Source organism: Dehalococcoides mccartyi (genome assembly GCF_001889305.1).
GTDB classification, from domain to species: Bacteria; Chloroflexota; Dehalococcoidia; order Dehalococcoidales; family Dehalococcoidaceae; genus Dehalococcoides; species Dehalococcoides mccartyi_A.
Window position 1 is genome coordinate 1,252,450 of record NZ_CP013074.1, and the last position, 18,864, is coordinate 1,271,313.

Annotated in this window: 22 protein-coding genes; 19 read left to right on the plus strand and 3 right to left on the minus strand. The window is 47.5% G+C overall.

From position 1 onward, the window contains the following. Window positions 1-8: 8 nt before the first annotated feature. The 3 genes from ASJ33_RS06935 to ASJ33_RS06945 are packed head-to-tail and all read left to right on the plus strand — an operon-like array spanning window position 9 to window position 3,201. On the plus strand, window positions 9-584 hold the full coding sequence (locus tag ASJ33_RS06935; RefSeq protein WP_023652668.1) for a hypothetical protein: 576 nt from the start codon (window positions 9-11) through the stop codon (window positions 582-584). A gap of 5 nt (window positions 585-589) precedes the next feature. After that, window positions 590-2,074 (plus strand): pilus assembly protein PilM, encoded by a 1,485-nt coding sequence (pilM, locus tag ASJ33_RS06940; protein ID WP_041331278.1) that lies wholly within the window; start codon window positions 590-592, stop codon window positions 2,072-2,074. An 11-nt stretch (window positions 2,075-2,085) separates the two neighbouring features. Continuing rightward, on the plus strand, window positions 2,086-3,201 hold the full coding sequence (locus ASJ33_RS06945; RefSeq protein ID WP_023652670.1) for a type IV pilus twitching motility protein PilT: 1,116 nt from the start codon (window positions 2,086-2,088) through the stop codon (window positions 3,199-3,201). A gap of 139 nt (window positions 3,202-3,340) precedes the next feature. Here the strand turns inward: ASJ33_RS06945 and ASJ33_RS06950 are convergent, their stop codons facing one another. Continuing rightward, window positions 3,341-3,700 carry a type II secretion system protein gene (locus ASJ33_RS06950; RefSeq protein WP_023652671.1) on the minus strand — a complete coding sequence of 120 codons (360 nt, stop codon included), beginning with the start codon at window positions 3,698-3,700 and terminating at the stop codon, window positions 3,341-3,343. A 222-nt stretch (window positions 3,701-3,922) separates the two neighbouring features. On the opposite strand from ASJ33_RS06950, the gene ASJ33_RS06955 reads away from it, so the two are divergent. From ASJ33_RS06955 to ASJ33_RS06985, 7 genes are all read left to right on the plus strand, one after another. After that, on the plus strand, window positions 3,923-4,690 hold the full coding sequence (locus ASJ33_RS06955; RefSeq protein WP_041331809.1) for a prepilin peptidase: 768 nt from the start codon (window positions 3,923-3,925) through the stop codon (window positions 4,688-4,690). A gap of 123 nt (window positions 4,691-4,813) precedes the next feature. Continuing rightward, window positions 4,814-6,898 carry a bifunctional mannosyl-3-phosphoglycerate synthase/mannosyl-3 phosphoglycerate phosphatase gene (locus tag ASJ33_RS06960; RefSeq protein ID WP_041331279.1) on the plus strand — a complete coding sequence of 695 codons (2,085 nt, stop codon included), beginning with the start codon at window positions 4,814-4,816 and terminating at the stop codon, window positions 6,896-6,898. A 187-nt stretch (window positions 6,899-7,085) separates the two neighbouring features. Next, window positions 7,086-7,586: an RDD family protein gene (locus tag ASJ33_RS06965; RefSeq protein ID WP_041331281.1), complete on the plus strand. Its 501-nt coding sequence runs from the start codon at window positions 7,086-7,088 to the stop codon at window positions 7,584-7,586. A 57-nt stretch (window positions 7,587-7,643) separates the two neighbouring features. Further along, window positions 7,644-9,098: a glutamate--tRNA ligase gene (gene gltX / locus ASJ33_RS06970; RefSeq protein ID WP_041331283.1), complete on the plus strand. Its 1,455-nt coding sequence runs from the start codon at window positions 7,644-7,646 to the stop codon at window positions 9,096-9,098. A gap of 187 nt (window positions 9,099-9,285) precedes the next feature. Continuing rightward, window positions 9,286-9,855, plus strand: coding sequence for a DUF3795 domain-containing protein (locus ASJ33_RS06975; protein ID WP_041331284.1), 570 nt, complete (start codon window positions 9,286-9,288; stop codon window positions 9,853-9,855). Window positions 9,856-9,951: 96 nt separating this feature from the next. Further along, entirely contained in the window at window positions 9,952-10,209 is a 258-nt protein-coding gene (locus tag ASJ33_RS06980) for a hypothetical protein (protein ID WP_012882408.1), read from the plus strand. 1 nt (window position 10,210) lies between these two features. Then, the gene (locus ASJ33_RS06985) at window positions 10,211-11,215 is read left to right on the plus strand and encodes a radical SAM protein (RefSeq protein WP_041331286.1); all 1,005 of its coding nucleotides are present in this window, start codon (window positions 10,211-10,213) and stop codon (window positions 11,213-11,215) included. A 17-nt stretch (window positions 11,216-11,232) separates the two neighbouring features. On the opposite strand, the gene ASJ33_RS08495 is transcribed toward ASJ33_RS06985, so the two are convergent. After that, on the minus strand, window positions 11,233-11,382 hold the full coding sequence (locus ASJ33_RS08495) for a hypothetical protein (protein ID WP_010937057.1): 150 nt from the start codon (window positions 11,380-11,382) through the stop codon (window positions 11,233-11,235). 137 nt (window positions 11,383-11,519) lie between these two features. Between ASJ33_RS08495 and ybeY the strand changes: the two genes are divergently transcribed. Together ybeY and ASJ33_RS07000 are read left to right on the plus strand one after the other, a co-directional pair. Then, window positions 11,520-12,002, plus strand: coding sequence for an rRNA maturation RNase YbeY (gene ybeY / locus ASJ33_RS06995; RefSeq protein ID WP_041331288.1), 483 nt, complete (start codon window positions 11,520-11,522; stop codon window positions 12,000-12,002). Further along, window positions 11,999-12,571, plus strand: a complete 573-nt coding sequence (locus ASJ33_RS07000) for a flavodoxin family protein (RefSeq protein WP_023652680.1) — start codon at window positions 11,999-12,001, stop codon at window positions 12,569-12,571. Before ybeY ends, ASJ33_RS07000 begins: the two co-directional genes overlap by 4 nt. Window position 12,572: 1 nt before the next feature. On the opposite strand, the gene ASJ33_RS07005 is transcribed toward ASJ33_RS07000, so the two are convergent. Next, window positions 12,573-13,547: a dihydroorotate dehydrogenase gene (locus tag ASJ33_RS07005; protein ID WP_041331811.1), complete on the minus strand. Its 975-nt coding sequence runs from the start codon at window positions 13,545-13,547 to the stop codon at window positions 12,573-12,575. A gap of 300 nt (window positions 13,548-13,847) precedes the next feature. Here ASJ33_RS07005 and ASJ33_RS07010 point away from each other — a divergent pair, with 300 nt between their 5' ends. The 7 genes from ASJ33_RS07010 to ASJ33_RS07040 all read left to right on the plus strand — a co-directional run bounded on the left by ASJ33_RS07010 (window position 13,848) and on the right by ASJ33_RS07040 (window position 18,793). Beyond that, window positions 13,848-14,216 carry a TraR/DksA family transcriptional regulator gene (locus ASJ33_RS07010; RefSeq protein ID WP_012882414.1) on the plus strand — a complete coding sequence of 123 codons (369 nt, stop codon included), beginning with the start codon at window positions 13,848-13,850 and terminating at the stop codon, window positions 14,214-14,216. A 26-nt stretch (window positions 14,217-14,242) separates the two neighbouring features. Further along, the gene (gene lspA / locus ASJ33_RS07015; protein ID WP_023652682.1) at window positions 14,243-14,725 is read left to right on the plus strand and encodes a signal peptidase II; all 483 of its coding nucleotides are present in this window, start codon (window positions 14,243-14,245) and stop codon (window positions 14,723-14,725) included. Further along, a complete protein-coding gene (locus ASJ33_RS07020; RefSeq protein WP_023652683.1) occupies window positions 14,712-15,614 on the plus strand; it encodes an RluA family pseudouridine synthase in 903 nt (300 codons plus the stop codon). Before lspA ends, ASJ33_RS07020 begins: the two co-directional genes overlap by 14 nt. A gap of 100 nt (window positions 15,615-15,714) precedes the next feature. Next, window positions 15,715-15,996 carry a winged helix-turn-helix domain-containing protein gene (locus ASJ33_RS07025; RefSeq protein ID WP_010937064.1) on the plus strand — a complete coding sequence of 94 codons (282 nt, stop codon included), beginning with the start codon at window positions 15,715-15,717 and terminating at the stop codon, window positions 15,994-15,996. Between the two features lie 27 nt (window positions 15,997-16,023). Then, complete coding sequence (locus tag ASJ33_RS07030; protein ID WP_023652684.1) at window positions 16,024-16,434, plus strand: hypothetical protein; 411 nt, start codon at window positions 16,024-16,026, stop codon at window positions 16,432-16,434. Between the two features lie 140 nt (window positions 16,435-16,574). After that, the gene (locus ASJ33_RS07035) at window positions 16,575-17,165 is read left to right on the plus strand and encodes a methyltransferase family protein (RefSeq protein WP_041331292.1); all 591 of its coding nucleotides are present in this window, start codon (window positions 16,575-16,577) and stop codon (window positions 17,163-17,165) included. Next, on the plus strand, window positions 17,162-18,793 hold the full coding sequence (locus ASJ33_RS07040) for a GH3 family domain-containing protein (protein WP_041331294.1): 1,632 nt from the start codon (window positions 17,162-17,164) through the stop codon (window positions 18,791-18,793). The genes ASJ33_RS07035 and ASJ33_RS07040 overlap by 4 nt, the downstream gene beginning before the upstream one ends. Window positions 18,794-18,864 lie beyond the last annotated feature (71 nt).

An 18,864-nucleotide genomic window follows, 5' to 3' on the forward strand; every position in this document is an offset into this window, starting at 1 on the left:
GAGTATTTATGAAAATAAGTAAAACCTCGTGGGCACTGCTGGCATTCGGCTTGATAATTATTGCCGGTGCCAGTCTGTTTATTCTTTTCAAGAATGAGGACAGCCGCAAAACAGACCTTGAGGATAGGATTGCGCTGGCGGAACTGGCTATACCTAACGTAGTCAACAGTATCGCAACAACTACCGAACAGGCAGAACAGTTATCCGCCCAGCTCGAAGAAGCTTTAGGTAAACTGGCTCTGGCAAAAGGGCAGTTCCCTGAGATGATTCAGTCTATAGAATACGCCAGTGTGCTGGTCCAGATGGCGGCTAATGCCAATCTGGATGTACTCAGCTTTGAATCATCTGAAGCTACCAAGCTGACTCTCAATAAGCTTAATTTTATGATGACGGAGTTTAAAATTGTAGTCAGGGGAGATATTAATCCTGTACTTAGTTTTATATCTGCTATAGACAAGGGTGAAGATTTCCTGACCGGCAGTATGGATGTTATTGAACTGACATTTGAAACCACTACACCCGATGATAATCTGCCCAAACCTGAAGTTGTCATTACTCTTTTACTGATAAGTTACGAGGGTTAAATAAAATGGCTAAAACAACTACGCTATATATTGAAGATGCCGAAATAAAGGTCCTTGTTAACAACGGTAAAAAGGTTGAAAAATGGGCCAGTGCCCCTCTTGAAGCAGGGCTGGTTGTAGACGGGCTTATTCAGGATGAAACCAAGGTTTCCGAAGAAATAAAGGCTCTGCTCAGCCGTGAAAAGATACCGGCAGGCAGAGTTATAGCGGCTATGAGCGGTCTTAAATCTATCTTCCGTATTATTACCTTGCCGGCCGTACCAAAAAATATACTCGACGAAGCTATTAAAAATGAGGCTAACCGGGTAATTCCCACCCCCATGGACCAGAATTACCTGTCTTACCAGATACTCCCTTCCGCTCAGGGAGAAACCAAGGTATTTATTGTAGCCCACCCGAAAAACACCACTGATTCCGTAATAAAAACAGTAAACAAAGCCGGGCTGAGGCTGGAAGTGCTGGATATAGCACCGCTGTCTCTTTGCCGCTGTGCCAATATGGAAAAGGTTATTATTGTAAGCAACTGGCTGGATAACGTGGATATTGCCGTCATTATTGACCGCATCCCACAGGTTATCCGCAGTTTGTCACTGCCTATTGAAAGCCAATCTCTAGCTGAGCGGATAAGCACCATTGCCGAGGAATTGGCCAGGACTATCACTTTTTACAATTCCAGTCACACCGAAAGCCCGCTGGATGAAAGCGTACCGGTGCTGGTCTCCGGTGAACTGGCAAAAGAGCCTGACTCATGGCCTTTACTGCTTGATGAGCTGAGCAATCAGATTTCCAGCCTGCCCTCCCCGTTTGTTGCCGGCGAAGACTTTGACCCCAGCGTTTATATTGTAAATATGGGTATGGCACTGAGAGAGCTGCCTGTCGGAGCAGATAACCAGAATTCACTAATCAACATTAACGCCATGCCGGGTTTTTACAAACCCAAGGGCACTTCCCCTGCAGCTGTACTTGTCCCCACTGTGATAGCCCTTCTGGTGGGAGGGCTTGTCTGGGGCTGGTTTTATATTGATGATATGAAACAAAAGAACAACGCACTTGAACCACAGGTACAGGCACAGGAAACTGCCCTGGTACAAAAGAGAGCGGAACTTTCGACTATCAATGCCCAGATTGCCAACACTCAGAAATCTCTTGCCGAGGTAGAACCGGTGGTAACCGTGCTTAACAACATGCTCTGGGATATGTACCAGGGGCGGGAAACCATTACCGGCGACTATAAAGCCATTTACAACCTTCATTCCAGCAATATTGGATTTTACACTATAGATTACGGGCCATATCAAGGTGATAAGATTGTTACAAAAACTAATGTCCTAACCATACGAGGATATTGCTTAACCAAGACGGCTATTTTGGAATATGCCGGCATACTCCGCGGCAGCAACCGCTGGCAAAATGTAATCATAACTGAAATGATGGAAACCATCTTGGACTCCGAACCTATATATCATTTTGAAATTGTTTTAATAAACTAGTCTGGTAAAATATGGATGTTATAAAACTAATCTACGAAGCCGAAGAGAAAAAAGGCTCAGACCTGCATCTGGTAGCCCAAAGCCCGCCGCTGGTTAGGGTACGGGGAGACCTTGAAGCCCTGAACTCCCATGAACAGCTGCAACCGGCAGATATTAAAGCAGCTTTTGAGCAGCTGACTACCCATGAAGAACGGGAATCTTTTTACAAGGAATGGGAGTTGGATTTCGGCTACTCGCTTGATGGTGTGGGACGCCTAAGGTGCAATGCCGCTATGCAAAGGGGAGCTATCAGTCTGGCTATACGCCTGCTTCCGCCCAATATACCCACTATCAGTGAACTGGAATTGCCGGATATATGCGAGAAACTGATAACCAAACCCCGTGGTTTGGTTATTGTGACCGGCCCCACCGGCAGCGGTAAAAGCACTACCCTGGCCGCCATGATACAGCACCTGAACAACACCGAAAATAAACATGTGGTGACTATTGAAGACCCTATTGAGTATGTTCACCCATGTATAAAATGCGCCGTTACCCAGCGTCAGCTTGGTTCAGATACACTTTCCTTCGGCCACGCCCTGAAGCATGTACTCCGCCAAAACCCTGATGTAATAATGGTGGGTGAAATGCGTGACCTGGATACAGCCGCTGCTGTACTGACAATTGCGGAAACAGGCCATCTGGTACTCTCCACCTCCCACGCACCCAGTGCTTATCAGGCTCTGGAACGGATCATAGACCTGTTCCCGCCCCATGAAAGGCATCTGGCCCAGACCCGTCTGGCTTCGCTGATTGAGGGTGTACTCTGCCAGACTCTGGTACCCCGTGCTAATACTAACGGACGGGTAGTGGCAGTGGAAATAATGCTGGGAAGCCCGGCAGTCAGAAACCTTATCCGCGAAGGCAAGTTTTACCAGCTGCCGAATGTTATCCGCACCAGCCATGATGAGGGCATGATAACCATGGACGAGGCCCTGGTAGAGCTTTACCGCCAGCAGGTAATCAGCCGTGAAAACCTGTTTAACTACTGTCAGGATGCGGCCGAGGTGGAAAAGCTGATAAGCAGCAGCTCAAGCAGCCAGAAACGCAGAAAAATGGTTGAGAGCGGCAAGAGTCTGCTCTTCTAGACAGGTTTTTTGCTGATAAAATCAAAGGGGCGGTTCATGTGAACCGCCCCTTTTGTTTGGCCGTTTAATGCGGGTAAATATAATAAAGGCCTGCCGTAAAGCAGACCCTTATTAATTAGCTAATTAATAGAAGTTACTCTTAGGTTGTTGCCTCAGCCCATTTTCCATCAGACCATACTAAATCTCCATATGAAGTACCAGTAATGGTCCCATCAGTACCAATTGTATAAGTACCAGTTAATTCTCCCATAATGTAACTGGACAGAGCAGCAGTATCTGCAGGTACAGTACCGCCATTCTCAGCCATATAAGCTGTTACAGCCAATTGAACATTATGAGCTTCTGTATTGGCAGCTTCTACAGTACCGGAGCCGATGAATTTAGCAACGTTGGGGACGATAACAGCCGCCAGAACGCCCAGAATGGCTACCACTACCAGAAGTTCAATTAGGGTGAAACCTTTCTGATGCTTGCGGAGTTTCTTCATGAATTTGTACATTTGTCTTTCACCACCTTTCGTTTTTGTATTATGTTTTACCATGTTTTGTAATGATAGTTACTTTAAAGATAGTTTATAGACCCTTATATGGTCAATAGTTATATAGTAACACCTTTATACATGGATTATAATACACCCTGTGCCCATTTGTATATATCCTCACCAGTACTTTCGTATATAAATCACTTGACGGTTCGGCAAAAAAAAGCCACAATATATTTTATGTTTATCGGTTGGGTTATTTTCTTTTTCCTGCTGGGGGCTGTCCTGGGCAGTTTTATAAACATGCTGTCTGACCGTTTGCCGGCTGAAAAATCCATCGTCACACCCGGCTCTGTGTGTGATACCTGCGGCAAAAGATTGGGTGTGCCTGACCTGATACCTATTTTGAGTTTTATTTTCCTCAAGGGGCATTGCCGCTATTGCGGGGCGAAAATACCGGCAAGAGCTTTGTGGGTGGAAATAGCCACTGCCTGCCTGTTTTCCCTGTTCTGGGTAATACTGGGCCCGGGTGTGGCACTGGCAATAAGACTTGTGTACCTTTGCGTATTTATAACCTTGTTTGTAATAGACCTTGAAAAAGGGCTTATCCTGAACGTAATTATTTACCCTTTTATGGTGCTGGCACTGGCGCTTTCACCCTTTTATCTAACGGGGGACAGTCTGCTGGCAAACCTGTCTTCTTCGTTTTTTGGCGGGCTGACCGGTTTCGGGCTGTTTCTGCTGATATATATTGCCTCACGCGGGGGCATGGGAGAAGGGGATATAAAGATGGCCGGTTTTATCGGGCTGGTCTGCGGCTTCCCCAATATCTTTGTAGCTATATTCGCAGGCATAGTGCTGGGTGGTCTGGCAGCCGCCGCTCTGATGCTTTCCGGTAAACGCCGCAAAGGTCAGACTATTCCCTTCGGGCCTTTTCTGGCAGTCGGGGCTGTAACCGCCATGCTCTTTGGCAGCCAGATTATGGACTGGTACCTGAGTTTGGCCTGAGCTTTTCCGCCGCACCCTTTTCAAATTGTCCTTGGCACCTTGATACCTGTCCGGTTTCAGCTTAAAATAAGGCGTATCCGCCGTACCGGTATATTTATACCTGTTTAAAGGAGTTTTCCCGTTATGCGAATTGAAAGCCTGCGCCCCGCCGAACATCTGGGAAACGTAACCATACACGGCGTAAGGCGTTTTTTAGAACTTGATTCCGGTGCTCCCAGCCTGCCACACCTGCAGGAGAGCCGCGAAGTAGAGATGGTAGACCAACAGGCTATTTCAGATGTTGAAAAGAAAATGGCTATCATCCTGCCTATAAAGGACGAAGACCTGAAGGTTTTTGAAGGTGTACTGAGCGGCGTACCCCATGACTGTCTGATGATAGTTATCAGCAACAGCTCCAAACAGGAAGTGGATAATTTCAAGAATGAAAAAGACATAGTAAACCGCTTCTGCCGTATAACCCACCGCCAGGCTATAGTTGTCCACCAGAAAAACCCCGAACTGGCAAATGCTATTGCAGATGCCGGCTACCCCGAACTGCTGGGGGAAGACGGGCTTATCCGCAGCGGCAAGGCAGAGGGTATGATACTGGGTATTATACTGACTATGTTCAGCGGGCGGGAATACGTGGGTTTTATAGATACCGACAACTACATACCGGGGGCAGTTTGGGAATACGCAAAACATTTCGCCACCGGTTTTAATCTGGCTCAGTCGCCATATTCCATGGTAAGGGTGCTCTGGAAGTACAAGCCCAAGCTGGTAGGAGAACTATATTTCAAACGCTGGGGACGGGTGTCAGAGGTTACCAATAAACACCTCAATCACCTGATATCCAGCAAGGGTAAATTTGAAACCGAGATAATCAAAACCGGCAATGCCGGTGAACATGCCATGAGCATAGAGCTGGCTAAACGCCTGACTTACGGTACAGGTTATGCGGTGGAAACCAAAGAGATTATGTCCATACTGGAACAATTCAGCGGCATATTGCCTATAGAAGACAGGGAAGTAGCTGAAGAAGGGGTGGAAATACTCCAGACTGAAACCATTAATCCTCACCTTCACGAGGACAAGGGCGGCGACCACCTGATACAGGATATGCTTTTACCCAGTCTGGCGGTCATATATCACAGCCCTCTGGCTGACGAAGCCGGTCGGAAAATGATTGAAACCCAACTGGCAGGAATTGAGGGAATGGAAAGCAACCCTGAGATACCCCATATAAAGCTGATTCCTCCCCCCCAGAAAATGGACCTGGCGAAGTTTTCAGCTGTTATTGAAAAGTATCTGCCCCAGATGGTTTTGCCGGACGGAGAGCTCATTTCACGGGTAGCCCGCCCTTCCCGCCTGCCTTCATCAGGACAATTTAAAAAGATTGTATATACTGACTTGGACGGCACTCTGCTGAACCCTTTGACTTATTCATATTCAACCGCACTGGATGCCCTGCGTTTGTTAAAAGACAAAGAACTGCCTCTAGTATTCTGTTCTGCCAAGACCATGGGGGAACAAGACCTGTACCGCAACGAACTGGGTATAAAAGACCCCTTTATAACTGAAAACGGGGGAGCTATATTTATCCCCAAAGATTACTTCCGCCTGCCCTTTGCTTATGACAGAGTAGCCGGGAATTATCTGGTGATTGAACTGGGAATGAACTACAAAGATATCCGCCATATTCTTAAAAAAGCCTTGGCGGAAGCCTGCACCGAGATAGAAAACTCTGAAAAAGCCGGCAATATATTTATTACCAGCTTCGGGGATATGTCTGTGGAGGATGTCAGCCGCCTTACTGACCTTAACCTGAAACAGGCTGAACTGGCCAAACAGCGTGAATACAGTGAAACCGTACACATAGAGGGTGATAAGAGAAGCACCAATATTGTTTTGAACCATATACAGCAAAGCGGGCTGGAATATAGTTTCGGGGGACGTTTTTACGAAGTCACCGGCGGGAATGACAAAGGCAAAGCCATAAAGATACTAAACGAACTTTTCCGCCTGAATTTCGGCAATATCCACACCTTTGGTCTGGGTGACAGCGAAAATGACTATTCCATGCTGGAAACGGTGGACTCTCCCATACTGGTGCAACGCCCCGGCAACAAATGGCACAAGATGCGATTGCGTAATCCCAGTTATGTCAGAGGGGTGGGGCCGGAGGGTTTCAGCCGGGCAGTTACTGACATAATACTGCCCATGGAATAAGTGATAAAACAGCCCGCTTAAAAATTGACCTGCGCTATTTCCTGACAAAATCCGCCTGCGTAAAATATATTCCGCGGAGATTTCACCGGTACTGTTTAAGCATGTTCTGCTTTCGGGTTACTAGGATTAAGCCCTATTTAGATGTATAATACCCCCAAGCCAAGTCTGGCAGGAGTGTGCATTAATAATGACCCATATAAAAAGCCCTTTAGCTTTGGAATTTGCCGGTTTCTGGCGGCGATTCGGAGCATTTATTATAGACGACATAATTATCAGTATTATCTCTTCGGCCTTTGTACCTGTACACTGGTTTGAAATACCGGTTTTCTGGAATATAGACAGCCTATCCGGTATCTGGTGGCTGGCAGCCCCGGTTATAGCATTTACCAATGTGCTTTCGCTATCTGTTTTGGTAGCCTATTTTGTATTTTTCTGGTACTGGCGCGGACAGACCCCCGGTATGATGGTTGCCCAGATAAAAGTTATCCAGACAGACGGCTCAGGGATTTCACTGGGAATTTCCTTTATCCGCTTTCTGGGGCTTATTCTGGCCAGCCTGCCCTTGGGATTGGGGCTTTTCTGGATTGTCTGTGACCGCCGCAAACAGGGCTGGCATGATAAAATGGCAAATACAGTAGTAGTCAAACTACCCAAACCACCTGAGATTACCGCACCCCAAGCTACCTGAAACTAAATATCCAAACAGCCCTCCGAATGACGGGCTGTATCTATAAGGCAGGACAAAATGACAAATGAAGTAAGAGTACGCTACGCCCCCAGCCCAACGGGTTACCCCCATCTGGGCAATATCCGCACTGCTATGTTCAACTGGCTCTTTGCCAGACACAACAGCGGTAAATTTATTGTCCGCATAGAGGATACTGACCGCGAACGCTACGTGGAAGGGGCGGTGGAATCTATACTGGAAAGCCTGAACTGGCTGGGGCTGGACTGGGATGAAGGCCCGGACAAAGGCGGTGATTATGCCCCTTACTACCAGTCTGAAAGACTTTCCCTCTACCGCAATGCCGCCGAAAAGCTGGTTGCCGAAGGCAAGGCATATTATTGCCACTGTTCTTCCGAAAGACTGGATAAAATGAGGGAAGACCAGATAGCCCGTAAAGAACCGCCGGGTTATGACCAATGCTGCCGTGATTTGTGCCTTGGACAAAAAGAAGGTGCAGTTATCCGTTTTAAAATACCCCGGGACGGACAAACCACTTTTACAGACCTGATACGTGGGGAAGTAACTTTTGACAATGCCAAACAGGACGATTTTGTTATCTTGAAATCAGACGGTTTCCCCACCTACCATCTGGCAAGCGTAGTGGATGACCACGCTATGCAGATAAGCCATGTCCTGCGGGCGGAAGAGTGGCTGCCTTCCACCCCAAAGCATCTTTTACTCTACCAGGCACTGGGTTATAACCCTCCCCTTTACGCCCATTTGCCCATGATACTTGGGCCGGACCGCTCCAAACTTTCCAAGCGGCACGGGGCAACTTCAACTATAGAATATAAACAGGCAGGATACCTGCCGGAAACTATGGTAAATTTCCTGTCCCTGCTAGGCTGGGCTTACGATGATAAGACCGAACTATTCAGCCGGAATCAGCTGATAGAGTATTTCTGCCTGGAAAAGGTCAGCAAAACTGCCGCCATTTTCAACTACGAAAAGCTGGACTGGATGAACGGCATGTATATCCGCACCCTTTCCGCCCCGGACCTTGCCAGCCGGGCTATGTCCTTTCTGGAAAAAGATGAACGCATTGCCGCATCCGGACGTTTAAACCTTGACTACACCACCAAAGTCATGCCACTGATACAGGAAAGGGTCAAGAAGCTAAATGAGCTGGCAGAGCTTTGCTGGTTTATATATTCAGACTGTATCAGCTATGACCCGGCTTTGCTTATTGATAAGAAACTGACTAAAGAAATCAGTCTTTTTGCCTTGAAAGCAGCCAATAACCGGCTTGCAGCATTGGCAAATTTCGATGCCGCAAGTATGGAGGAACATATCCGCCCGCTGGCTGCTGAGCTGGAACTAAAACCGGGGCAGTTATTCGGTATGCTTCGAACTGCATCCACCGGCCAGCTGGTTGCCCCTCCCCTCTTTCAGACAATGGAGGTGCTGGGTAGGGAAAGATGCCTTGGGAGGATAGCTCTGGCTATTGCCAAACTGTCTGAAATGCCTTCCTAGGGTAGTTTAATAGATAGTGAAGGGATAAGGCCAAACATACTGTTACCGGCTAGATTACGGGGATTGTTACAGCCGAAAAGATATGGCAGCAGGTACGGAAAAACCCGCCGCAAAGCACAGCTAAACAAACGTTTAGCAGAAACTTGACCATCAGTTATTTGATAAACAGTGACGGAGAAGTAAAGTGATGGCAAACGAGGGTTCTAGATTTCAAAAGGAATACCCCTGTATTGCCCTGTGCGGACTGGAGTGCTATGCCTGTCCGCGCTACCACACCAGCGGCTCATCACGCTGTCCGGGCTGTGCCGGCAAAGATTTCGCCGAAAAACACCCCTCCTGCGGCATTATCAGCTGCGCTTTTAAACACGGCAAACCGGAGAGCTGCGGGCTTTGCCCTGAGATAGATACCTGCAGCCGCATAAGCCGCCTGAAAGCCGTTACCAAAGACTTACCCGGTTATCCGTCATACCAAACCCGCATAAACAATTTATCCAAGATAAAAGAAAACGGTTTTGAAGCCTTTTTAGATACCTGCCTCCGCAAAGAAAGTCTGCTGAAAATCCTGCTCGGTAAATATAATGACGGCCGCAAGAAAGCATTTTACTGCCGCGCCGTTCAGTTATTTCCCCTGACAGACCTTGAAAATTTACTTGATGAAAACAGTAAAAAGAGGTATAAATCAGTAGAAGATGCCGCTCAGGCTGTAAGTAACAGCCTGAAAGAACTGGCAAATAAACTTGGCATAGAGGTCTGCTGAATATGACAATAGGTCACTCCTCGTTTATCCCCCCGCCCGGCAAGCACTGATACCCCCACATTTTCCCTATATAACTTTGACTGACGAGGAGTATATATGAGCCAGCAGGTAAATAAAGAAGAAGCTATTAACTGGTTGATAAAAATAGGCACCATCCCCTACTGGGATTCTATAGATAACCGCCCCCTGTTCCGCCGGATTGTAAAGAAAAACGACGGCACTAAGGTTGACCGGGTAACCGAAGAAGAAGCCTGGCCGTTTATAATAAACGCTTTGGGTATGAAAACCGAGGCTGAAACTGAATCTGTACGTAAAACCATTGAAAAAGCCCTGAAACTGCAGGGAAGGATTTAGGTTGAATAGGGATACAGACGAGTACACTCCCAGGTACCTTGAGCTTTATGAATCCGGAGAGCTTCAAAAGAAGCTCTTGCGGCTTGAGGAGCGTATGGCGGAGTGTGACCTTTGCCCCCGTAAATGCGGAGTAAACCGCCTTTTAAATGCTGAAGGGGGATACTGCCACAGCGGAAACGCCCCCATAGTGGCAGCAGTCTGTGAGCATCTGGGGGAAGAACCGGCCATATCCGGGGATAACGGCTCCGGCACTGTTTTCTTTTCAAACTGCAACTTGCGGTGTGCTTTCTGCCAGAACTACCAGATAAGCCAGGATTTTGAAAACCAGCAGAAAAACCAGACAGACTGCCAGACTCTGGCCAGACAGATTGTAGACTTACAAAATACCAAAGGGGTACACAATATTAACTTTGTTTCACCCTCTCACTTCGTCCCCCAGATGCTTCGCACCCTGATAGAGGCCATACCTCTGGGACTGAGAGTGCCTGTGGTCTACAATAGCAACGCCTATGACTCTCTGGAAACGCTGTATGAGCTGGACGGAGTGGTGGATATATACCTGCCAGACCTGAAATATGCCAATAACGAATGGGCGCGCCAGATTTCTGGCTGCAAAGACTACGTCGGCCATGCCCGTGCCGCCATACGGGAAATGTTCCGCCAGGTGGGACGGATACGTTACAACGCAGATGGCATTGCCGAGAGGGGGCTTATTGTGCGCCACCTCATTTTGCCGGATGATTTGGCCGGCAGCAAAGAATCACTCAAATGGATAGCAGATTTATCAACCGAGATTACAGTCAGCCTGATGGCCCAGTATTACCCCTGCCACCGGGCTTTAGATATGCCCCCGCTTGCCCGAACTATATCTGTGGCCGAATACCGCACCGCCATAAATATGCTGGATATTTTGGGAATAGAAAACGGGTGGCTTCAGGAACCGGATGCCAAGGACTACTATATCCCTGATTTCCAGCGCAACGGCCACCCGTTTATAAGTTACTAGTTAAAGTTTTTTGAAAACTAACCGTGGCGTTTGCGGTTGCAGAAAGCAAAGTGAATCTTCAGACCGCTGACCTTATCCTTTTTGTTTACCCCGGTTATAAAGGTTTTGAGGTCAGGCAATTCCTGAGCAGTTTTGGTATTTTCAATCTTTTCGGTTTTGACAGCCATTATATTTACTCCGTAATTATTTACAAACTGAAGAAGCATTATAGCATGTATTCGCTTCCAACAAAAGCCGCTTCGCCGCAGACACCGCTTAAAGCCTGATTGTACCACCTTTCGGGGCTGTGATATTATTTAGGCATATGGAAATAAACGTTATAGTTAAACCGCCTTTCAAAAAACTGGTATCTTCCCAATTTCTGAAAAAGATAGCTTCCGAAACCCTTAAAACCCAAGCCGCAGACACGAATTCGGAGCTGGGTATAGTTATTACCGGTCAGGAAGAAATAAAAGATTTAAATTTCAAATACCGAGAGCTTGACGAGCCTACAGATGTGCTTTCGTTTTATATGCTGGAGGAAAACCCTGAGAATCTGACCGCATCTGATGATTTTCCCACCCCGCCTGACGAAAATATCCATCTGGGAGAGGTAATAATCTCTTACCCCCAGGCAGAAATTCAGGCAAGTGCCGCCGGTCACAGTGTCAATTATGAAATAGCCTTTTTACTGATTCATGGGGTGCTTCACCTGCTGGGCTATGACCACCACGAAGTTGTGGCCGAAGCAGTTATGAAGTCTCACCAGGATATAGCCATGAAACATATACGGGAGATACTGGAATGAGAGTACTGGGTTTATCCGGCAGCCCCCGTTTGGGCGGCAACAGTGATACCCTGCTGCACGAAGCTATCAGAGGGGCCAAAGACAAAGGGGCGGAAACCCATATTATTTACTTATCAGACCTGACCATCGGCCACTGCCCTGCCTGTGACGACTGTTTTTATACCGGTGAGTGCCGCTACCGCGATGATATGGACGAAGTAATCAGCCAGATGGAAAAGTCTGACAGAATAATAGTATCCAGCCCTATTCACTTTATGGGTGTAAGCTCACAGCTTAAGGTTATGATAGACCGCTGCCAGTCACTCTGGGCACGCAAGTACAAGCTGAAAACCCCGCCCCTGGGTGACGACCGTGAACGCAAGGGCATGTTTATGGCTGCAGGCGGTATGAAAAAGAGTGATGTTTTTGAAGGTGCCAGAGCTACCATGAGGTCTTTTTTTGCGGTATTGAACGTAAAATATTCATACGAACTGCTGGTAAGCGGAGTGGACAATCTGGGTGCTATCCAGACCCAGTCTGATACCCTCAAGAAGGCTTATGAACTGGGCCAGATGCTGGCAGAAAAATAACCTAGCTTCTGGCTATGCCCACTATTTCCCGTATGCTTTTCAGCCCCTCGGCTCTGGCATAAGCTTCCAGACCCTCAAGCACCTCTATAGGGGCACGCGGGTTGACCAAGTTGGCTGTGCCTATCTGAACAGCGGTTGCCCCGGCCATTATAAATTCAAGCGCATCTTCGGCAGTCATAATACCGCCGCCGCCGATAACAGGCACATTTACCGCACCGGATACCTGATAGACCATACTAACAGCCACCGGTTTTATAGCCGGACCTGAAAGCCCGCCGGTATGGTTACCCAGTATGGGACGCCGTTTTTTAATATCTATACGCATACCCCGCAGGGTATTTATAAGCGAAATAGCATCAGCCCCGGCATCTGCCACTGCCCTTGCCAATTCGCTAATACTGCTGGTATTTGGGGTAAGCTTTATTATCAGGGGCAAAGTGGTAGCATTCCTGACTGCATCAGTCACCCTGGCGGCAGATTCGGGTGAAGAACCGAACTCTATACAGCCGCACTTGACGTTTGGGCAGCTGATATTTACTTCTATACCACTTACACCGGGAACTTTATCCAGCCGCCGTGCAAGCTCAGCGTAATCTTCAATACTCTCAGCGGCAATATTTACTATTACAGGCACATTCCAGGTGTACCACTGGGGCGCCTTTTCCCGGATAACCGCCTCCACCCCCATGTTTTGCAGCCCGATGGAATTAAGCATGCCATTTGGAGTTTCTGCTATGCGCGGCTGGGGATTTCCTTCCCTCGGTTTCAGGGTAGTGGCTTTGCAGACAATGGCACCCAGACGATTGCGGTCAAAAAGGTGGGGGTACTCATCACCATAGCCAAACGTACCCGAAGCCACCATAACAGGATTGGCAAGCCTAAGCTGGCGGGCGTTATACGGGGCGATATCTACATTTAAATTAAGTTCAGCCATACGCCCAAGATTATAAGGCTTGGAGACAACAGAACACAACATTTCCTTTAAAGCTAAGCAATAATATTTTATCTTGCTTATTTGGGTTTTATAGACTACACTGAAAACATAAAGCGAAACACCTCCTGTTTTGGCTTTGTTGTTATTAGGGGACACACAAAATCCTATTTGGGTAGTTTGTTTGTTACGCATACGGGAGAAGGACAGGCAGATTTCAACCAGGCTTCTTCCCGAATACTGAGTTAAAAAACCATAGCCCGGTTTTTCATTCGGAATTTTCGGCAAGCCGGCACAGTACCGAAACATACCCGAAGGTATCATAGCAACCAGGAGGACCCGATAGTGGCAAAGAAAAATAGTGGATTAAGCCCGATATATCGCTCACGGCTGGAAGCAGACCTTAAAAGGCTGACCGACCAGCTTGAACAAATGCGTGCTTTACGCGTGGCTGAAGACCGGCGTGAAGGAAGTCCTTTTGGCAAACGTGAGGAAGAAGCAACCGAAACAGCCGAGCTTGAAAACGGGCTGGCTATGGAAAAGAAACTGCTTGACCAGATTGCCGAAACTGAGTATGCACTGGATAAATATGACCGGGGTGTTTACGGCCTCTGTGAAATGTGCAAAGAGCCTATAGACCCTGCCAGACTTGAAGCTTTGCCGCAGGCCAGACTGTGTATGCAGTGCAAGTCCAAAGCAGCCAAGTCTTACTAAATCAGGTTTAAAAAGGTTGGGGGTTAATGACCAGGGGATTTGTGTTTTTTGTCAGCGCCGCTTGCGGCATTCTGGCTGACCAGTTTAGCAAATTTATTATCACCGCTAACCTTACCACAGGCACAGCCATACCGGAAAATAGTTTTTTCCAGATTGTCCACGTGCATAACACCGGTGCGGCCTTCAGTATTTTCCGGGGACATATAGAGTGGCTTATTGCCGCCAGTTGCCTGGGAGTAATACTGGTCATGGCAGCTTTTTTTATCAGGAAAAAGCTGCCATTTTTAGATACCCGCCCCGGTTTAGCTGCTTTAGGAATTATTCTGGCAGGTACAATAGGTAACCTGATTGACCGGGTGCGGCTGGGTTATGTTACTGATTTTATACAGGCAGGGGATTTCCCTACTTTCAATATCGCTGATTCGTGTCTGACAGTAGGCGTTATCTGGCTGGTGCTTTTATACCTTACATCTTCCAATTCGGGAGGAGATGCCAGTGAAAACGCGTAAACTGGTTGCCGAATCTGACGGTGAACGGCTGGATAAATACATAGCCCAAAAGGAAACTGACCTTTCCCGCAGCTTTATACAGGCACTGATAGACTCAGGCCATGTACAGGTAAACGGGAAAACCGCCAAACCCAGCCTGAAACTTAAAAACGGTGACACTATAACTATAGAAATACCTCCCGAAACCCCGCCCGAACTCAAAGCCGAAGACATACCCCTGGAGATAATCTTCCAGGACAAGGACCTGCTGCTTATAAATAAACCGCCAGGGCTGACCGTTCACCCTGCCCCGGGGCACCCTGACCATACCCTGATAAACGGAGTGCTGGCACTTGAACCTGAAATGGAAGACTTTGACGACCCACTTCGTCCCGGAATAGTCCATCGTCTGGATAAAGATACCTCAGGGTTGCTATTGGTAGCAAAAAACCGCGAAACGCTGGCTAATCTGTCTGCCCAGTTTAAAGAACGAACAGTACGCAAGTACTATCTGACATTGGTGAAAGGGGAACTGCATCCTGCCGAGGGATTTATCGAAGCCCCTCTGGGGCGTGACCCCCAAAACCGCCAGAAAATTGCGGTGGTATCTAACGGAAGGCATGCCCGCACCGGTTATAAAGTGCTGCGTTATATTCAAGGATACAGCCTGCTTGAGGTTAAACTTGAAACCGGCCGCACTCACCAGATACGTGTCCATTTTGCAGCTATCGGACACCCTGTAGCAGGTGATGCGGTTTACGGACAAAAAGAGACTTGGTTAAAAAGACAGTTTTTGCATGCCCACCGTCTTAGCTTTACACTCCCTTCAAACGGACAGACCGTGGAATTCACCTCCCCCCTTCCGCCAGACATGGAAGAAGCTTTGAAAATACTGGAAAACCCCTCCTGAAAATATTTTTAAAAATATTTGAAATTAGGGGGTTATATTCGGCTTGCATGGCATAGTATAATAGTAACTCCGTAGTAGATAGTAATGGGTCAAAAGGGTTATGAGATTAGACCGCAGACGTTCTAGTATAGAGATTATCGCTGACATGCTCAGGCTGGGTGAAGCCGGCAAGACTGAGATCATGTACAGCGTCAATATGTCTTATTTCCAGCTTCAGAAATATTTGAACTTCATGCTGGACAGGGAGCTTATTGACCGTGTACAGCTTGGCAACCCTTCTGTTACCTACAGGGTGACTGCCAAGGGGCTTGAACTTTTGCGCAGTATTGATAATATATTAGACACACTGGACCTTAAAGATAATGAACAGGACGAAGCCTAACTTACTGGGGCAGTAAAAGGAGATACCATGTCTGACAAACGAATGCTGATTGTACCGGCGGAGCTGGTAAGGCGGATTGATGAAAACCGCGGCGACCTGAGCCAGGCGGATTTTCTGAATTACCTTATTGACTCTCAGCTTGGCGGTGAAAACCGCAAGGAAAACGGAATCTCCAACCAGGAGTTTGAAGCCCTTAAGCAGGATGTCAAGAAACTGCTTGAAAAATCCAACAAGTCCGCCAGCAAAGAAGAACTGGTCTCCTTCCAGGAAGATACCAAGAAACTCCTCAAGAGTTTCGTGGATTTCTTTGTAGGCTACGGATTGGAACTGGGCAAAGGATCTTCCGCCATGAGCGACCTTGAAGCCCTGAGCAAACTGGGCGGTGCCGGCAGCAAAGATGAAACCCCCGGCGGTGAAGTAAAACTCAAGTGGAAATAATCTAAAACAGGTTTTTAAAAGCCTTTTTAAAGCCCTCTTCAGACGAAGAGGGCTTTTCTTTTTTCCCCTCAGCTTTAATAGAACATTGTTCTAGTATTTAAAACCTTCCAAGTGTATTTTCTGTCTGCCATATTTAGAACATGTTTTATGTATTTATCGGCGCAGTCGGTTTTTCTCTGGTACATATCTTTGACTTTGTGGCCTTGAAAAAGCTGCCGCTCCTTAAACCCATACTCTGGCTTTCGGGTTCGGCTCTGCTGGTTTATTCGGGTTTCATGGTCTGCTTCAACGGGAATCCATTATCCTTGCCCGCCTGGCTAAATGCCGCCGGTTGGGCGATATTTGCAGTCGGCATATATTTCTTTCTTTATTCCCTCTTTATAAATCTGCCCTTCGGTAAAACTTATGTCAAAACCGGAGTGGGAGACAAACTGATTACCAGTGGGTTTTATGCCCTGGTACGCCACCCCGGCGTACCCTGGTTTGTACTGGCGATGGCCGGTATGGCATTGGGTGCGGGTACTGACTTTGCCCTGTGGGCGGCCATTATCTGGAGCCTTTTGGATATAGCATTGGTATACGTACAGGACCGCTGGGTATTCGGAAAAATGTTCCCGGGCTATGCCCAATACCAAAAAACTACCCCCATGCTGATACCCAACCGCAAAAGCATTGCGGCTTATATAAAACAGCGTAATTTTTCAAATACTATACAAGGAGAAGTAAAATGACCCAGCTTGGTGAATTATTCGTACAGGGTAAACTGGAGGAAATCTGGGACCGTTGTTGTGGATTTATTGACCTGAGCATTGAAGACTTTATGAAGATACAGGAAAGACTCCTTCAGGAACAGTTGGAGCTTCTTAAGAAATGCGAACTGGGCAAGCATATCTTCAACGGGGCAACACCGACCAATTCGGAGGAACTGAGGCGAAGCGTACCTCTGACCACTTATGCAGATTATGCTCCTTTCCTGACTAAAAGGCGCATGGATATACTTCCCAAAAGACCTATTCTCTGGCAGTATACCTCCGGCAAAAACGGTGAATATGCCCATCGCTGGGCTCCGGTAACCGCCCGCCAGATGGATGAAGTAGAGTCACTGGTATGGGCAATGGCTCTTTTCAGCAGCTGTAAAAAACGAAAAGATATAAATATCCGCCCCAATGATGCGGTACTCTACGGCATGGCACCGCCGCCTTATGCTACAGGGACTATTGCCCGCTGTTTCCCCCATGAAAAGTTTAATTTCCTGCCCAAAGTGGAAGAGGCCGAAAGAATCCCCTTTGAAGACCGCATAAAGAAAGGTTTCCAGATGGCCCTTTCGGAAGGATTGGATTACTGTCTGTCCATGTCCAGTGTAACTGTAGCCATGGGTAACCGTTTCAGCCAGAGCAGCGGCAAAATAAGCATGAAATTCCTCCTCTCCAATCCCAAAGCCATGCTGAGGCTGGCAAAAGGTAAAATCAAAGCCAAATTGGCCGGACGCCCCATGCTTCCCAAAGACCTTTGGAAAGTTAAAGGGCTGATGACCTACGGCATTGACGGCAGTGTTTACCGTGAGAAAATCAAGGAGCAATGGGGACGCTATCCGCTGGATTTCCACGGCTGCACCGAGGCATTTTTAATAGCTACCCAAACATGGGACTATTCCAGCATGACCTTTGTCCCTTATATGCAGTTCTTCGAGTTTATACCTGAAGAAGAAGCAATAAAAAGCTGGCGTGATACCAATTACCAGCCCAAAACCCTGCTGATGAACGAACTGAAACCCGGCAACTACGAAGTGGTCATAACCAGCTTCCATGGAGGCCCCTTTGTCCGTTATCGCTTAGGACATCTGGTACAGATAACATCTCTGCGCAATGAAGCTTTGGATATAGATATCCCCCAGATGATTTATCTGACCAGAGTGGATGACCAGATTGATATTGCCGGTTTTACCCGCCTTTCCGAAAAGGGCATCTGGCAGGCTATTGAAGACAGCCACGTGGAATATGTGGATTGGGTAGCCTGCAAAGAAAGGGTAAACAATACACCCCGCCTGCACCTGTATATTGAACCCAAAGACAACACTACCCAAGACAAGGAACAGGTGATTGCGGCTATTCACGAAGAATTGAAAAATGTGCACCCCGGCTATGCAGACCTTGAGTCTTTCATAGGCCTGATGCCGCTGGATGTAACTTTCCTGCCCAAAGGCGCCTTTAAACTGTATAAAATCCGCCAGCAAAATGCAGGCGCAGATTTGGGCAATCTAAAGCCGCCTCATCTTAATCCTTCGGCCGAAGATTTGGAATTTATGCTGCGTACTACAGCTAAAGTAACTGTGAAACAGGGAGAGCCTGTAAGCGTTTAAACCGAAAAGTAAACAATATCAGCCACAAAGGGGCGGTAGCCAAAGCTACCGTCCCTTTGTTTTATCAGTTG

Bases quoted from the DNA above. Each gene is read 5' to 3' on its own strand.
- ASJ33_RS06965 (WP_041331281.1), top strand. From the start codon at position 7,086: ATGACCCATATAAAAAGCCCTTTAGCTTTGGAATTTGCCGGTTTCTGG.
- ASJ33_RS06950 (WP_023652671.1), bottom strand. From the start codon at position 3,700: ATGTACAAATTCATGAAGAAACTCCGCAAGCATCAGAAAGGTTTCACC.
- ybeY (WP_041331288.1), top strand. From the start codon at position 11,520: ATGGAAATAAACGTTATAGTTAAACCGCCTTTCAAAAAACTGGTATCT.
- ASJ33_RS07030 (WP_023652684.1), top strand. From the start codon at position 16,024: ATGTCTGACAAACGAATGCTGATTGTACCGGCGGAGCTGGTAAGGCGG.
- ASJ33_RS07040 (WP_041331294.1), top strand. From the start codon at position 17,162: ATGACCCAGCTTGGTGAATTATTCGTACAGGGTAAACTGGAGGAAATC.
- lspA (WP_023652682.1), top strand. From the start codon at position 14,243: ATGACCAGGGGATTTGTGTTTTTTGTCAGCGCCGCTTGCGGCATTCTG.
- ASJ33_RS06955 (WP_041331809.1), top strand. From the start codon at position 3,923: ATGTTTATCGGTTGGGTTATTTTCTTTTTCCTGCTGGGGGCTGTCCTG.
- ASJ33_RS06945 (WP_023652670.1), top strand. From the start codon at position 2,086: ATGGATGTTATAAAACTAATCTACGAAGCCGAAGAGAAAAAAGGCTCA.
- ASJ33_RS07035 (WP_041331292.1), top strand. From the start codon at position 16,575: ATGTTTTATGTATTTATCGGCGCAGTCGGTTTTTCTCTGGTACATATC.
- pilM (WP_041331278.1), top strand. From the start codon at position 590: ATGGCTAAAACAACTACGCTATATATTGAAGATGCCGAAATAAAGGTC.
- ASJ33_RS07025 (WP_010937064.1), top strand. From the start codon at position 15,715: ATGAGATTAGACCGCAGACGTTCTAGTATAGAGATTATCGCTGACATG.
- ASJ33_RS06980 (WP_012882408.1), top strand. From the start codon at position 9,952: ATGAGCCAGCAGGTAAATAAAGAAGAAGCTATTAACTGGTTGATAAAA.
- ASJ33_RS07000 (WP_023652680.1), top strand. From the start codon at position 11,999: ATGAGAGTACTGGGTTTATCCGGCAGCCCCCGTTTGGGCGGCAACAGT.
- ASJ33_RS06935 (WP_023652668.1), top strand. From the start codon at position 9: ATGAAAATAAGTAAAACCTCGTGGGCACTGCTGGCATTCGGCTTGATA.
- ASJ33_RS07005 (WP_041331811.1), bottom strand. From the start codon at position 13,547: ATGTTGTGTTCTGTTGTCTCCAAGCCTTATAATCTTGGGCGTATGGCT.
- ASJ33_RS06975 (WP_041331284.1), top strand. From the start codon at position 9,286: ATGGCAAACGAGGGTTCTAGATTTCAAAAGGAATACCCCTGTATTGCC.
- gltX (WP_041331283.1), top strand. From the start codon at position 7,644: ATGACAAATGAAGTAAGAGTACGCTACGCCCCCAGCCCAACGGGTTAC.
- ASJ33_RS06960 (WP_041331279.1), top strand. From the start codon at position 4,814: ATGCGAATTGAAAGCCTGCGCCCCGCCGAACATCTGGGAAACGTAACC.
- ASJ33_RS08495 (WP_010937057.1), bottom strand. From the start codon at position 11,382: ATGGCTGTCAAAACCGAAAAGATTGAAAATACCAAAACTGCTCAGGAA.